Annotated in this window: 13 protein-coding genes; 5 read left to right on the top strand and 8 right to left on the bottom strand. The window is 50.7% G+C overall.

Going from position 1 to position 15,682, the window contains the following annotated elements:
• Positions 1-39 precede the first annotated feature (39 nt).
• Complete coding sequence (gene hemL, locus P9L94_13190) at positions 40-1,308, top strand: glutamate-1-semialdehyde 2,1-aminomutase (protein ID MDP8245033.1); 1,269 nt, start codon at positions 40-42, stop codon at positions 1,306-1,308.
• 65 nt (positions 1,309-1,373) lie between these two features.
• On the opposite strand, the gene P9L94_13195 is transcribed toward hemL, so the two are convergent.
• Both P9L94_13195 and P9L94_13200 read right to left on the bottom strand, forming a co-directional pair.
• Entirely contained in the window at positions 1,374-1,502 is a 129-nt protein-coding gene (locus tag P9L94_13195) for a hypothetical protein (protein ID MDP8245034.1), read from the bottom strand.
• Between the two features lie 501 nt (positions 1,503-2,003).
• Positions 2,004-3,614, bottom strand: a complete 1,611-nt coding sequence (locus P9L94_13200) for a sulfatase (protein ID MDP8245035.1) — start codon at positions 3,612-3,614, stop codon at positions 2,004-2,006.
• Between the two features lie 372 nt (positions 3,615-3,986).
• Here P9L94_13200 and P9L94_13205 point away from each other — a divergent pair, with 372 nt between their 5' ends.
• Entirely contained in the window at positions 3,987-4,586 is a 600-nt protein-coding gene (locus P9L94_13205; GenBank protein MDP8245036.1) for a type II secretion system protein, read from the top strand.
• 187 nt (positions 4,587-4,773) lie between these two features.
• Here P9L94_13205 and bcp read toward each other — a convergent pair whose 3' ends face one another.
• On the bottom strand, positions 4,774-5,238 hold the full coding sequence (bcp, locus tag P9L94_13210) for a thioredoxin-dependent thiol peroxidase (GenBank protein ID MDP8245037.1): 465 nt from the start codon (positions 5,236-5,238) through the stop codon (positions 4,774-4,776).
• Between the two features lie 107 nt (positions 5,239-5,345).
• On the opposite strand from bcp, the gene P9L94_13215 reads away from it, so the two are divergent.
• Positions 5,346-8,321 (top strand): glycosyltransferase family 39 protein, encoded by a 2,976-nt coding sequence (locus tag P9L94_13215; GenBank protein MDP8245038.1) that lies wholly within the window; start codon positions 5,346-5,348, stop codon positions 8,319-8,321.
• Between the two features lie 58 nt (positions 8,322-8,379).
• Here P9L94_13215 and P9L94_13220 read toward each other — a convergent pair whose 3' ends face one another.
• Together P9L94_13220 and P9L94_13225 are read right to left on the bottom strand one after the other, a co-directional pair.
• Entirely contained in the window at positions 8,380-9,687 is a 1,308-nt protein-coding gene (locus tag P9L94_13220; GenBank protein ID MDP8245039.1) for a Gfo/Idh/MocA family oxidoreductase, read from the bottom strand.
• Between the two features lie 68 nt (positions 9,688-9,755).
• Positions 9,756-10,376, bottom strand: coding sequence for a prepilin-type N-terminal cleavage/methylation domain-containing protein (locus tag P9L94_13225; protein MDP8245040.1), 621 nt, complete (start codon positions 10,374-10,376; stop codon positions 9,756-9,758).
• Positions 10,377-10,641: 265 nt separating this feature from the next.
• Between P9L94_13225 and P9L94_13230 the strand changes: the two genes are divergently transcribed.
• Positions 10,642-11,427: a hypothetical protein gene (locus P9L94_13230; protein MDP8245041.1), complete on the top strand. Its 786-nt coding sequence runs from the start codon at positions 10,642-10,644 to the stop codon at positions 11,425-11,427.
• A gap of 69 nt (positions 11,428-11,496) precedes the next feature.
• On the opposite strand, the gene P9L94_13235 is transcribed toward P9L94_13230, so the two are convergent.
• On the bottom strand, positions 11,497-12,597 hold the full coding sequence (locus P9L94_13235) for a DNA cytosine methyltransferase (protein MDP8245042.1): 1,101 nt from the start codon (positions 12,595-12,597) through the stop codon (positions 11,497-11,499).
• Positions 12,594-12,893, bottom strand: a complete 300-nt coding sequence (locus P9L94_13240) for a hypothetical protein (protein ID MDP8245043.1) — start codon at positions 12,891-12,893, stop codon at positions 12,594-12,596. Before P9L94_13240 ends, P9L94_13235 begins: the two co-directional genes overlap by 4 nt.
• Positions 12,894-12,972: 79 nt before the next feature.
• Here P9L94_13240 and P9L94_13245 point away from each other — a divergent pair, with 79 nt between their 5' ends.
• Positions 12,973-13,956 carry a hypothetical protein gene (locus P9L94_13245; protein MDP8245044.1) on the top strand — a complete coding sequence of 328 codons (984 nt, stop codon included), beginning with the start codon at positions 12,973-12,975 and terminating at the stop codon, positions 13,954-13,956.
• A 10-nt stretch (positions 13,957-13,966) separates the two neighbouring features.
• Here the strand turns inward: P9L94_13245 and P9L94_13250 are convergent, their stop codons facing one another.
• Complete coding sequence (locus tag P9L94_13250) at positions 13,967-15,526, bottom strand: YifB family Mg chelatase-like AAA ATPase (GenBank protein ID MDP8245045.1); 1,560 nt, start codon at positions 15,524-15,526, stop codon at positions 13,967-13,969.
• Positions 15,527-15,682: the final 156 nt, after the last annotated feature.

Raw genomic sequence — 15,682 nt, forward strand, 5'->3', positions numbered from 1 at the left:
GATGAAGTACGCCGTTTTTCATTCAACCCAATGACAAAAATGACTGCGGTACACAAAGAAGCTCGACAACTCATCCCCGGCGGCGTGAACAGTCCCGTTCGCGCATGGAATGCGGTCGGCGGCGATCCGTTTTTTGCGGCGAAGGGCAAAGGCTGCCTGCTGTTTGATTCTGAGGGCAAACAATACGTTGATTATGTTTGCTCATGGGGGCCGCTGATTTTGGGCCATGCCCATCCGGTCGTTGTCAAAGCGGTGCAAGAAGCCGCAGCCGATGGGCTGACCTTTGGTTGCCCGACCGAGCGCGAAGTAACGCTGGCGCGGTTGATTGTTGACGCCGTTCCATCGGTCGAGATGGTGCGACTGGTCAATTCAGGCACCGAAGCGACCCTGTCCGCGATTCGTCTTGCGCGTGGGTTCACAGGCCGCGATAAAATTATCAAAATGGTCGGCGGATATCACGGTCATCATGACGCCCTTTTAGCGTCGGCGGGTTCGGGGGTTGCGACGTTGGCGATTCCGAGTACGCCGGGCGTTCCCGCGTCGGTCGTGCAAGATACCCTTCTGGTTCCATTCAATAACGCTTCTGCGGTCGAGGCCGCGTTTAATGAATACGCTGATTCAATTGCCTGCGTGATTGTTGAGCCGGTCGCGGGCAACATGGGCGTTGTGCCGCCGAAAGACGGTTATCTGCAAGCCTTGCGCTCGCTGTGTTCCAAAAATGATGCGTTATTGATCTTTGATGAAGTAATGACGGGTTTCCGCGTGTCGTACGGCGGCGCGCAAGAACTCTATGGCGTTACGCCGGATTTATGCACCCTGGGCAAGATTGTCGGCGGCGGAATGCCGATGGGCGCCTACGGTGGACGCGCCGATATCATGAAGAATATTGCGCCTGAAGGTTCGGTCTATCAGGCGGGAACGCTGTCCGGCAATCCGGTCGCGACTGCGTGCGGGCTTGCAACCTTGGAAATGTTAAAGCCGGGCGGTTTTTATGACGCCTTGGAAGAAAAAAGCCGCATTCTCGAAGCGGGCTTGTTCAACGAAGCCGAAGAAGCAGGCGTCCCCATTCAGATCAACCGGGTGGGGTCGATGATGACGGTGTTCTTTAGCGAAACGCCAGTGACCGATTTTGACAGCGCCGCTGCGTCGGATACCGAGCGTTTTGGCGCGTTTTGGCGCGGCATGTTGAAACATGGCGTGTATCTACCGCCTTCCGCATTTGAGGCGTGGTTTGTCTCAGCCGCCCATTCGAACATCGAAACCGAACGCACCCTCCGCGCTGCGGGCGAAGCCTTCAAAACATTGTAAGTATGGGAGCGCGCGTGTCCACACGCGCATGACATTCGCCTCTGTGGACGGAGGCGCTCCATACCTCAACGATTATTCATCCAACTGCAAGGGCTGCCCGCTTCGCGGCCTTGCCCTTGCCACCCTACATCCGCGCTGCGGGCGAAGCCTTCAAGACATTGTAAGTATGGGAGCGCGCGTGTCCACACGCGCATGACATTCGCCTCTGTGGACAGAGGCGCTCCATACCTCAACGATTATTCATCCAACTTCAAGGGCTGCCCGCTTCGCGGCCTTGCCCTTGCCACCCTACCTCCGCGCTGCGGGCAAAGCCTTCAAGACATTGTAAAATATATCATATCAATCATCGCGTGTGGCTGTCTTGAAATATAAAGTCAGTGTCATTGCGAGGAGGCCGAAGGCCGACGCGGCAATCTCACCAATCGAAAAGTGAGACTTGCGCAGGCGACGGCAGCCCTTGATGCAACCAAACAAAAATATATCAGCCCTGTAGGGGCGCAGCGTGTTGCGCCCGAATCCCCCCCTGGCGCTTTCAGCGCCGTCCCCCCTTAAAAAGGGGGGCTAAAAGTGTCAATGACATTGATGCCTAATGCAGTGAAATCTCAATTGAATTTATAAAAAGTACCCAATTTTCTAAAGAACCAAAAAAGAAAATTGCAGCGATGCTTTATGCAAAAATGAGCGCCTGTGATGCGTCAGTCTGCGGGTGCGCTGCCCCACCAGTCTTTATTCGGTTCGAAGTCTTCACTGAGGAAATTCGCATGTTGCTTTTCGAGGCGCTCTTTGCCTGATGTTTGTTGCCTTTCCAAATAGGCATTTTTTAGCGCCGGATCAAATTGCGGGTCTTTCGTCGGGAAGGCTGCGGATGTTGAACGGAGCCATTGTTTGAGCCTGGCGAGCATGGCTTTTGCCCGGCGCGGCCTGGCGGCGAAGAGATCATTTTTTTCGCCGCCGTCTTTCTTAATGTTGTATAACTCACTGTGTTCATCTTCGTGATAATAAATAAGTTTCCATTGATCCTCCATAATGATCGAGGACGGGTCGCCGCCTTGATTTCCATAGTGGGGATAATGCCAGAACAACGGGCGGTCTTGAATCGAACCACCTTTTAACACGGGGACGAGGCTAACGCCGTCAACTGCCTGCTCTTTGGGTGCGGCAACGCCGGCGAGTTCTAACAAGGTGGGATACCAGTCAATGCCGCTTGCAGGGACGCTCGTTTCGGCGCCGGGGGTGGTGACTCCTGGCGCGGAGATATAAAACGGTCCGCGGATGCCGCCTTCCCATTGGCGCCCTTTGCCGCCGCGGAAGGGGAGATTGCTGGTCGAAAAAGCGTCGCCGGATGAGACGCCGCCGTTGTCTGAAGTGAAACATATAATCGTATTGTCCGTCAGGCCGTGTTCTTCTAACTTGTCCAACACCATGCCGACAGCAGTATCCATGCTTTCGATCATTCCTGCATAGATGGGGCAGTCTTGTACCTGGCGCACGGAGAGTTTGCGGTCAAAGAGAAAGCGTTCTTTGCTTAGGCCTGAGGCTGCGGCTTTGTCGCGGTATTTTTTCCAAAGCGCTTGCGTGGTTTGAATTGGGCCATGTACGGAGTAAAAAGATAAATACGCCAAAAATGGCTGGTCTTTGTTTTGGTCAATGAAATCCGCTGTTTCCTGGCCAAGGCGAATGGGAAGCGGTTCGCCGTTCGGGCCGTCTTCTAAATTCGGGTTTTTGTAGGGAGAAAAGAAGCCGCCGCTGGGGCTGCCGACTTTCCAACCTCCTTTGTTCACCATAAAGCCATGGTCTTCGGGCCAGGAACCTTTGTCGCCCAAATGCCATTTTCCGGCGAAAAAGGTTTGATAGCCAGCATCCCGCAACACCTCGGCGAGGTTATGTTCCGAGGAACGCAATGCGTGACTGTATTCAGGCGGCAAGTGACTGTCGTGACGGTTGGTCTTGCGCCATGCTTCACCGGACGGGTCGCCGATCCAAGTTGTGATGCCGTGATTGACAGGATACTTGCCCGTAAGGATGGATGCGCGTGACGGGCTGCATACCTGGCAGGTTGCATACCCGCGCTTGAACTTCATCCCCATTTGAGCGATACGGTCGATGTTCGGGCTTGCGTAATAACTCGAGCCTTCGTTGCTCAAGTCTTTTACGCCGAGATCGTCGGCAAGAATGAATACAATATTGGGCCGGGATTTTGTTGTGGATTGCGCTGCCGCATGTGCAACTGGATTGATGCTTTTTACAGAGCACAAAGCCGATGCGGATACCGATAGAGAGGTTTTTAAAAAACGGCGACGATCCATGTTACGTCTCCAATCATTAGGCGCATTGTATCAATTGCTCCGTTCAATGTGATTGGCAGTAAACATATCAGAAATAAATGGTGAATGCTATTGTGCAAAAGATATTGGTGGATGGCCATAATACTTATTCAGAAACAGGCTCCGGCATTTCACAAATTGACAAACCAATCAGGCGTGGGTGGAACTCTGGGAGCGCCTGTGCATAAGGGCTTGAAAGCCCGCACTGAAGCGAGCAGAGTTGCGCCCATGCCTGATAGAGCGAAAGATCAAAGATTTACGAAAAAGCGTCAAAAAAACGCAATTCAATTGTTATTTTAATTTTACTATCATGTAAGCGAGAAATTCGTGCTTTTACTTTTTGGGAGAAGCGAAATGAAACGTGGATTCACGTTGATTGAACTGTTGATCGTCGTCGCCATTATTGGCATTCTCGCGGCGATTGCTGTGCCCAATTTCTTGAATGCGCAGGTCAAAGCCAAGTCGGCGCGTTCGCTGGCGGATTTACGCGCGATACGGACTGCGCTCGAAATGTATAGCCTCGACCATAATTCGGTGATTCCCGACCCGACCGAAATCGGCGTGGTTGGCGGACAGAATGATGGTATGTGGGTGTGGCGCTATCTGACCTCGCCAACGGGGTACATTTCTTCTTCCGCGTTTTTTGATCCATTTGTTCCTGAGACCAACGAGTTCAGCGGCGCCGCCTGGGAAGCGGTCAAAGTGGGCGTTTACCATTTCCGAAATATTGTGACCATTCGTAAAGGCGGACAGGCCAACATCGACCCGACGGCGCGTTATGTCGCCCGCAGCCCGGGGCCGGACCGCTGGTATATTGTGAACCCGCAACGCCTGATGACATGGATGGCGTATGAATCAAGCAACGGTTTAAACAGCGCCGGCGACATTGTCGTATGCGACAAAGGCATCCTCGGGCAGGGCTTTCAAGGCAACGAAGGCGCAGTGTCGTATTGAAAAGAGCAAGCGATATCAATACGCAACGGGCGGTCTTATGACCACCCGTTTTTTTGTACTTGTGATAGGGTAATTTCATCTAGAGCGTTTGACAAAAACTGTGCGTTAAGCGCGCCCGTAGGGCTCAGCGATTAATACAGATATGCAAACTCAATCCGCATATAATTCTGGCAACCACTATAAGAATTTACTCTTCCAGCGCGGCTAACACTTTTTCGGTATGGCCGTCGACGCGCACCCGGCGGAAAATCTTTTTGATCTTACCGTCTTTGCCGATGACGAAAGTGCTGCGTTCAATGCCGATGGATTTTTTGCCGTACATGTTTTTTTCTTTGATGACTTCGTACTTGTTGCAGACGGTTTCTTTTTCGTCGCTCAACAAAAGAAACGGCAGATCAAACTTGTTGATAAACTTTTCGTGAGAGGCCACGCTGTCGCGGCTCACGCCTAACACCACTGCGTCGGCTTTGTCTAACACCTTTTGATTGTCGCGAAAACTACATGCTTCCCGCGTACAGCCGGGCGTATTGTCTTTGGGATAAAAATACAACACCACTTGTTTTTCGCCTTTAAAATCTTTCAGCGATACTTTTTCGCCGTTGCTGGCGGGCAGGGTGAAGGCGGGCGCGGCTTTTCCTTCTTCAACTGGCATGTTGGGTTCCTCCGTCTCCATTCGTTGAATTGTAAACGCCGCCATTGTAGCATCGGTTTGAAGAACAGAATAAGTTTGACGGCCCAATGAACGATGAGGGGATATTGATGAAGCGACCGAATTCAATCTGGAGCCTCCTGGCGGGCTTGACCGTCATGCTGCTTTTGCAATCGTGCAGTATGCCCAACGAGATTGATCCCAAATTCTCGATGGACAACGAGGTGTTGGTCTTTACCGCAGACGGCGCCTTTTTGCGTAAGTCGCCTCCCTTGCGCGGCGCGCCGATGGATATCGAATGGCTGCCGGACGGGCGCGCTGCCATCGCGGCGGACAACGCTGGCATCACCATCTTCGACCCCGAAACCGGGAAGACGGGAAAATACATCGGTCATAACCGCATCACCGAGTTTGACGTGATTGACGGGCGCGAGGCGCTTGGCGTTCATCCTTACTACATCACCGCTTCGTATTTTGAACAGGTGGTCCGGCTGCTGGACCAAGACGGACGGACGTTGAAGGAAATCCCCGCGCCGCAGGGCGTTCACGACGTTGACCTGCTGCCCAACGGCAACCTCTTGCGGGTGGACGCGCGAGAGAACGTCGTCGTTGAAGTCACGTTGAGCGGAGAAGAAGTCTGGCGCTCGACCGTCCCGCTTTTGAACCCATACGAGGCGATTCTGACCGAACGCGACACCATTGTGATCGCCAACTTTGATCGTCACCGCGTGGTTGAAATCGACCGCGACAACAATGTGTTGAAAGAGATCGAAGGCTTTAACCACCCCCGCCGCATTCAACGGGTGGCGGAAGGCTATTACGTCATCGCTGACTCTGACATGAAGCGGGTGATGGCGCTGACGCCGGACGGTCAGACGTTCTCTATGGCGGATGGTTTGAACCGCCCGCTGAGCGTTGCGTATGATCCGCTCAAGCAACGCCTGCTCGTGGGCGCGCAGAATTTTTTTGATCCGCCCGAAGAAGTCAAACTCTCAACGCTGGGGCGCTGGCAGGGATACGGCATGACCTTCGCGATCTGGCTGGTTCCGTCGCTGTTGTTGATTTTCGGCTTCGCGCTCTGGCGCCGTTTTCGCGATCCATTAGGCGGGGCGGGCGCCGCTGCGCATGGTTGGGCGGTTCGCATTCTCGCCGAATATTCGCACTGGCCGCTGAGTTTAGGCCTGTTGATGTGCATCGGCGCGGCGCTGTTGTTTGCGTATCATTTCGCCGTTTTGGGTTTCTCGTTTTTAGTGATTGGCTTGCCATTGGTTTGGCTTTCGCGCTGTCGCCGCGAGTGGTGGTTTGACGCGCTGCCCGCAACCATTGAAGATGAGAATTTGGAAGACGAAGACAAAAAAACAGGCGTGATTCGCTGGCCGTGGCTGATGATCGCCGGGCTGCTGCTTTCATGGATGGCGTTTGTCTGGTCGCAGTATTGGGGCGCTTCGTTGTGGCCGGTGGCGCCGTGGTTGATTGGCCCGCTGCTGTGCGTACTGGCAGTGCGGAAAGAATACCAAGCCGCGTTTCGTCCCGCCAATATTGCCTGGGGCGCGGCGATTCTAGCGCTGGCGCTGTTTTTTCGCGCCTACCGCATTGACGAAATCCCTTACGGCCTCTGGCTGGATGAAGTCTATTCGCTGTGGAACGCGCTGCTCAGTTTTGAGAACCATACCCTGCGCCCGTTTGAAACCATGCCGCTGGTGCGCGTGAATGAATTTGAGATCACGCAGCTGTATCTGCTCATCATCGGCGGCGTGGCGAAGTATCTCAGTCTTTCTTATCTGACCGTAAAGTGGTTTTCAATTTTGCCTGGTTTGGGAATAGTTCTCGCGACGTATTGCCTGGGCAAATGGTCGTACGGCGCCTGGGTGGGGCGGCTGGCGGCGCTGGTGGTCGCGGTCAACAGTTGGCAGGTGACCTTCGCGCGTTGGGGTTGGCTGCAACAGGTTTATGTTATGTGCGCCTTGTTCGCGCTGGCGTATTTCATTCGCGCTTATCGTTACAAGTGCGCGCGCTCGGCGGCGTTGTCGGGTTTATGGCTGGGCTATGGCTTCTTTACGTATCTGCCGATTGTGATTACCACCGCGACGATTGCTCTGCTTTGGTGTATCTCTTTCTTTGAAGAAGACCGCCGCTTGCGCGTGAAACAATGCGTCTTGTCGGCGTTGTTGTGCATGATCGTGTTCGCGCCGCTGTTCGCCCACTACCGCGCACACCCCGGCGTATTCATGGTCAGGGCGCAATCGGCGGGCATTACCAAAGACGTATTTCAAGCAGACTCGTGGGACCCGCTGAAAGAGAATATTCGACGTTATGTAGTCGCTCTTCACTGGGAAGGCGACCGCATCGGGCGGCATAATGTCCCTGGCAAACCGATGCTGGACCCGATTACGGGCGGGTTGCTATTTGCGGGATTGCTGCTGACGGCGTATCGTTTTTACCGCCCCGGCGAACGCATGTTGTTGATCGCGATGGGCGCGGCGATGGCGGGCGGAATTCTCAGCATGAGCGTCGAAGCGCCTAATACATTTCGTCTAGGCGTGGTGGGGCCGATTGTATGCCTGTGGGCGGCGTTGCCGCTGGCGTCGCTCTTGCACCGTCGCGAACAACAAAACCAGGATGATGACAAAGCCCGCCTGTGGGTACCTGTATTGGTTGTGGTGTTGCTTGCGGGGATGATCGGGCTGAACTATTACCGCTATTTTGTGCAGTATCCTGATAATCGAAATTGGCCTGTTACTTATGGCGAAGAACAACACCTGGCCTATCAGCATTTGACCAAAGACGATGTCGGGCGCGACCGCTTGATTGTGCATCCCAAATATTCAAACCGCACATTCAATATCTATATGCTATTTCTCGAAGCGCAAAACAAAAGCCTGCGCGAGGCCAAGTTGAAAGAATCGACCCGTTATATGGCGAAGGACATTAAGCAGGGCTTGCCGTCGGAGCCGACCAGGCCTGCGACGTTTTTAATGCCGGCGGATTACGAAGAGTTTTTGCGTGAAAAATTCCCTGATATTGAGATTGAAAAATTGGACACGCCTTTCGGCGATCCAAACGCAATCATCGGGCGACTGAAGTAAGCATAAAAATAGGGGCGTAGCGCTGCGCCCCTACATTTATTTTTATGTGAACGTTTTTCTACACTTCGTCCGGCATGTCATACGGACGGCGGAAGCCGCGCACTTTTCCATATAACAAATCGTTGGCCTCATTGTCATCAATGACGCGTTGCGTATCCGGGTCAAAATGCAGCGTGCGTTGCAGGATGTATGCTGCATTGGCGAGGTGAATCAACGAGCAGGACAAGTGGCCTTCTTCAATTTCCGCATTGAGGTCTTCGCGGTTGCGGCTGCGTACGGCTTTGATAAAGTTTTCAAAATGGTGCGTTCCGCTCTTGCCGGATTTGTCCGCCTGGCGGTTTTTTTCCATGTAGGCTTTGTAGTTGCCGTAGCCCCAGGTTTTGATGTAACCCTCTTCGCCATAAAACATACATCCGATGACGTTGCCGTCACCGCCGACGTCGAGTTCGTCGTTGGTGATCCAATGGCGCACTTCAAATTGCTGCATCTTATTGTCGTCGGGGTATTTGTAAGCGGCGACCAGCGTGTTGGGCGTTTCTTGATCGTCGTCGAACATGAAATGTCCGCCCTGCGCCATCACCGAGCGCGGCAGTTTCACGCCCAGCCCCCAGCGGGATACGTCCATCTCATGAACGCCCTGGTTGCCAAGGTCGCCGTTGCCATAGTTCCATTGCCAATGCCAGTCGTAATGGAAGCGGTTTTGGCTGAAGGGTTTTTCCGGCGCCGGGCCGATCCATTCGTCGTAATGGACGCCTTCGGGCGGCTTCGGTTGCGACGGGGTTGTGCCGATGGTGTCGCGCCATTTGTAGCAAAGGCCCTTGGCGTAATACACGTCGCCCAGGTAGCCGTTGTGGATTAAATCCATCGCTTCGCGGAACGCGTCGCAACTGCGGCTCTGGGTGCCGTGTTGAACAATGCGTTTATATTTTCGCGCGGCGGCGACCAGTTGGCGGCCTTCAAAAATATCATGCGAGCAGGGTTTCTCAACATAGGCGTCTTTGCCCGCCTGGCAGGCCCACACGCCCATGATGGCGTGCCAGTGGTTGGGCGTGGCGATTGATACCGCGTCGATATCCTTGTTCTCGAGCATCTTGCGGAAATCGGTATAAAGCGAAACGTTGTCGGGAAGATGTTCGCCGAGCTTTTCGCGACGTTCGCGCAATACGTTTTCGTCTACGTCACAGATGGCGGTGACTTCGACATTCTTTTGTTTTGCATGTTCTTTGACGTGGTCTTGTCCACGTCCATTGAGGCCGACCACGCCGATGCGCACAACGTCATTGGCGGAATAGGCTTTGCGTTGGATCAATACCCCCGCGCCGGACGCGGCGGTTGCTTTCAAAAACGAGCGACGGTTCGCAGACATAATTCATTCTCCCCAAAAAGATGATGAGACTTTATCATAAAGAAAGAAGAAACGATATGCAATTGCGGTTAGTCGCGGCCGCCGTATTGATCCGCGGAGGTCAGTATCCCGCCGGGCGTGAGGCGATAGATGTCGCCCGCCGAGATGACGCCGTTTGACGTGTCATAAACCAAGACGCCGGTTGCTGGCGCCCCGCCGATGTCTTCCAAACCGTCCGGGCCCCGGCTGACGGTCAGCATCGCAGTGCCTTTGCTCACTGCGGTGCGCACGGGCAAGCCGCCCCAGGCGGAGCCGGATTTTACCACTTCTTTGATGTTCCAACCCGGATAAAAATCGAGATGTCCGCCGCCATAGCGATGGATCGTCTCTTTTGGGGCGTTATCGACAAACCCGTCACGTGGGATGCCGCCCATGTATGAAATGGGCGTGGTCAATGCAGGATAAATAACCGCCGAGTACCACAGGTCGCCGCCGAAATACGGATAGGAATTATTATCCATATTGTACATCTCAAACCCTGTTCCCAGCGCCTGCATATCGGAGTGGCTGCGGGCGACTTTGGCGCGGATTTGTGCATTCAGAAAATTGGGGACAGCTATGGCGGCGAGAATGCCGATAATAGCGACGACGATTAAGAGTTCAATAAGGGTAAATGCCTGAAATGATGAGCCTTGTAATCTGGTGTGCATGAGTGGCTCCTACTGATTTTGCGTAAAATATAAAAAATCGGTAAGTGCAAGCATCCTAGCGCTATTTATCCTTGAGACAATACAAAACAATGTAAGAGTAGGACGCCATGGCTACAAAAATGTCTTATATCATGCAATGTTTCATTTCTAAACATTATTAAATCGTAATCTAATTAATAGGCTTGACAGGGTAACGGCATTTTTATAGCGTAACAATTAGATTTGTATACACTTTTTTCACCAAACCTTTTGGGAGGATGTTTGTATGAAAACGTATTTTTGTTTACCTGTAGTCTGTCTTATTGCCGCCGTTTTTGTTTTTTCGCCGCAAGCGCAAGTGATTAAGGCTGTTGATTTTTCCGCTGCATCTGGTTATGTCGACGGCCCCGTTGAAGACCAGGGCGACGGTGACAGCGTATGGATCACCGGTACGGCGAGCAACGGAACCTCTCGCTTTGAAGTGGTCAATGAAAAATTAGTTGTAACGCAGAACCCTGACGACAGCCAATGGATTTATCTCTTTATGCCTACGCTTCAGGGCGATTTTTCAGCCACATGGGACTGGCAGTTTATTCGCGCCGCTGAAAATGTTGACGATGTGTCAGATACCGTTGACTTTGGTTTCACTTTCAGCGACTCAGTCAATTTTGAGTTAACAGACGGCAATCCCGCCATTAATTTTAACGAATGCGGGATGATGATTCGCATGAACGCGAACCCAATCAGTTTGGACGCCCGTGATGGCGATTGGGCTGGCGGCGGTACGTATACATCGGTGAATCCGCTGGATTATCGCGGCGGTGAATTAATCTCAATGCGCGTTGAAGTGAACGCCTTGGAAGAAATCTATGATGCGTATGCATCCTATGACGGCGGCGAAGAAATCATGTTAGCGGATGACTATGGTTTTCGCCGCATCGCTTCGGAAGAAACCTTGGGCGTGAATTGCATCGCGATTTGGTGCAACGGCGACGTTCATGGCAACGCAGTTGTGATTGACGACATCGTGCTTTACGGCGCTAGCGATGTTGGAGAATTCTCGCTGTACTAAGCGTCACTCAATCAAACGATCACGACGGGGTAGGCGAAAACGCCTGCCCCGTTTTTTTAAAGTTGTTAACTAGAAATTTACTACAGGGACAAAACTATCTTTGTCTTGTAATATAAAAGGATGCCACGATTTTGATTTACTGATGCTTTCTCCAATAAATTTTGCTAGAATTGGAGAGACAGCATTTGCGATTTGTAGACGCTGTAATGTTATGCCTCCCATAAAGTGGAATGAATCTGGAAAGCCTTGAAGTCTTGCACCTTCACGAGCGGTTAAACCTCTATTTTGGATTGGATGAATGCATCTCGTTCCTGATGGTTTCCCCATATTTTGGGTAACTGCAACTGCTGGGGAGTTGCTATGAAGTCTTGAATAGGAATTATGATAACCACTCGCCGGTTGATATTTTGTAGGAATATCAAATCTATTACCACCATCAGGAATGAAAGATATTGCTTTGACTAAATGCTTCGGATGATTGCTCGCTTCATGCCCTTGAATACACTTTGAACCATTGCGCAGCATTTTTTGGTATTTAGAAAAAGGTTCTTTGTTGTAAGAGTCAGCACACCCACCTGGGCTTAATTCTGGTAAATCGCCAATCGCATCTTTAACAGAAACATAGCTTTCAGGTCTTAAAAGTGGCGATGGCATTTCAAAAGCTAATGGTTCTTTTGTGCCAATAAAAAAAATTCGTTTACGAAGTTGAGGAACCCCGTAATCCGCTGCTTTAATAATTGTTGGAGTTAAGTAAAATCCAATTTCCAAAAATGCTAGGCATATTTCCTCAACAAATTTCATATCTTTTAGACCGATTACATTTTCTATTATCACTCCTTTGGGATTTACAACTTGAACGAATTTGAGGAAAGATTTAACTAAACTATTACGCGGATCTTCGCGCCTTCTCCTTCCAACAGTAGAGAAACCCTGGCATGGAGGCCCACCCACTACCCAATCAGGCGGTCTATTCAAAATTTTAAAGATATCATATTCGTCTATATCTGAAATATCTAAGCAGTATGCAGAATGACTATTCATATTATGTCGGTATGTGTCAATTGCTAATTGCCAATTATCAATTGCTGCTACCGGGTGCCATCCTGCATTTATTAATCCATGGCTCAAGCCTCCAGCTCCGCAAAACAGGTCAACAAAAGTATTACTCACTGTTCTACTCCTTTTTTAAAATAAAATTCTCTATATAAAGTGCCCGCTCTTTTCAACTGTGATCGCACTGATGGAGAGCTATTTTTAAAATGTTCATTTGTACGAATTAAATAGTAAAGCATTTCGCTATCAGGTGCGGACAACGGGTTAATGAAAGCAGTTAATCTTTTAAGGCGTGAAATCATGTCACAAACAGTGCGTTCAGTTAAGTCAGTATTTTGCCTGAGCCAAACCTTGAATTCATTAAATTTAATACCATGTTCAGTAGTCAAATCGCCTTTAGGCCTTGACGACATTAAAATCTCCTAATTTGATTGACTATACTTGATTCTTCTTTAGACGTCAATAAATTGACGTCTAATTGGTGCTAAAATCATGATAGAAGAAATTATTCAGAAATTCAAATTAGAGTTTGAGAAACGGAAGTTTTTCGCAGGGTTATTGATTTCAATCATAGATTTTGTTCAGTATCTAAAAAGCGTAGAGCCAGATTTTTCTTCTTTTAATTCAATGATTGAACGATTCCCAAAGGTGGAAAATACATCTACAGGTAAAAAAGCGAATACTCTAATTGTTCAACTTGATGATAAAACAATTAGTCTTAGACCATTTTATAACACAGTTGAAAGTTTGATTCGATCAGAGCATAAAAGGTTTGATTATCCAAGTTGCGCTCCACATGCAACTCAGGCATGGTCAGATTATGTTGATTATTTTGATGATGTCTGCCGTCTGCCAAGAAAGAAACTAGTTGAATTGCGCTCTGAAATAATTGACCATGTTTTACTAGAATTACCTGACCAAAGTTATAATCCAGAAGATGCCGATAATATTGTACATTCTTTCAAATTACTTTTAGAAAAATTTGAATTTAAAGCACCTCCAAGTGAGCCCACTGGGGCTTCTTTCCAAGGAGCAATATTTGGTTTTATTCGGGCGGACAATCCACATTTACAAGTTGAAATTGATAAAGTGCGTACTGGATCAAAGAGATTGCAGCGAGTAGGTGATATTGATGCTTGGGATGGACAAAGATTAGCAATTTCGGCTGAAGTAAAAAGTTATGAATTAAAGAAAAAGCAATTAGCAGCATTTAGTAATTTTGCCAATGAAATAAATAAGCGAGCTTCGATTGGATTAGTTGTCGCACCCAATTTTGAAATTAATTCAAAGCAAGCATTTTTGGATATGGGATTAAAGCCATTGTCATTAGCAGATTTAATTCAAATTGTCAGCCTTTGGGATCCATCTAAACAAAGAATTGCTGTTGAATCAATGATTTATTATGCTTGCCATGTTGAAAAGAACTCAACATTGATCAATCGCTTGAATGAATTTGTAAAAAAAATAAGAGATTAGAATTCTATCCTCACCGCAACCACAATTTGCGGTCTAACGTGCGGTATTGCAGCGCCTCGGCGATGTGTTGGGGGGTAATTTCAGGGTTAGATTCCAGGTCAGCGATGGTGCGGGCGACCTTGATGACGCGGTCATAAGCGCGGGCGGAAAGGTTGAGGCGCTCCATCCCGATGCGCAGCATGTTTCGCGTCGGCTCGTCCATCACGCAATAGGTTTTCAATTCTTTTGAATTCATGTGGGCGTTGCAAAACACGTTGGCGCCTTTAAAGCGCTGGCTTTGCTGCTCTCTGGCGCGGATCACCCGCTGGCGGATTTGCGTCGAAGTTTCGCCTTTGGGCGGCGCGTGCATTTCGTCAAAGGTGACGCTGGGCGTTTCGACGTGAATGTCAATGCGGTCGAGCAACGGGCCGGACAATTTTGAAATGTATTGTTGGATTTTGTTGGGCGTACACTGGCACTGGTGCGCCCCGTCGCCGTAATATCCACACGGACACGGGTTCGCCGCAGAAATCATCATAAATCGGCTCGGGAAGGTCAGCGACCCCGCAACGCGTGAGATGGTGACGACGCCGTCTTCTAACGGCTGGCGCAGGTTCTCTAAAATATCGCGCTGAAATTCGGGCAGTTCATCCAAAAATAAAACGCCGTGATGGGCCAGGCTGACTTCGCCCGGTTTGGGATACGCCCCGCCACCGATCAGCCCTGCATACGAAACGGAATGGTGCGGCGAACGAAACGGACGCACCGCGACCAGCGCTTGCTCTGCTGACAGCGATCCGTGGATGCTATGAATCTTGGTTGTTTCGAGCGATTCCTCAAACGACATCGGCGGCAGGATGCCGGGCAGTCGTCGCGCCATCATGGTTTTGCCGGAGCCTGGCGGGCCGATGAGTAATGCGTTATGTCCGCCTGCGGCTGCGACTTCCAAGGCGCGTTTGACGTGCTCCTGGCCTTTGACGTCGGCGAAATCGGCGTCAATGGTTTTACTTGCTTCAAATAGTTTTTGTACGTCCACCGACACCGGCGCCGCGTTGGATTGCCCACAGAGAATTTCAACTGCTTCGGGCAGCGTCTTGATTCCATATACGTCTAGGCCGTCAACCACGGCGGCTTCGCGCGCGTTGTCGTACGGCAGCAGCATCTGTTTGAGTTCGTTGCCGTGGGCGGAAAGCGCGGCGGGCAACGCCCCGCGAATGGGGCGCAATCCACCGTCGAGCGCCAGTTCGCCGAGCAGCAGGGTATCGTTCAACACGTCTTCAGGAATCAGGCCCGCTGCGGCGATCAATGCAATCGCGATGGGCAGGTCGAGCGATGAGCCTTCTTTGGGGATATCAGCGGGCGCGAGGTTGATGGTCATGCGTTTGACCGGGTATGAGAACCCGCAATTGGTCAACGCCGAGCGGACCCGTTCGCGGCTTTCACGTACAGCCAGGTCAGGTAGCCCGACAATGGTCAGCCCGGGTTGGCCGGGCGCCATATCGAGTTCAACGTCGATCAGGTAGGCGTCAACGCCCATCGCGGCGCTGGCGCGGGTGCGGATATACATAAAGCGTCCTTTAATGCGTTTCAAAATTTATAGCACAAGAAGCCATTTTATTCGCAGTCTACGAGACAATTTTTTTTAACCAATTTTTTTGATTGATCAACCGAACGGCGGATATTGAATGCAATACGAACAACCTGAGAAGGGCCAGGCTCAATCAACGCCCACGCTCCTCCTTCGCAG

The sequence above is a fragment of the Candidatus Hinthialibacter antarcticus genome, from assembly GCA_030765645.1.
GTDB lineage: Bacteria > Hinthialibacterota > Hinthialibacteria > Hinthialibacterales > Hinthialibacteraceae > Hinthialibacter > Hinthialibacter antarcticus.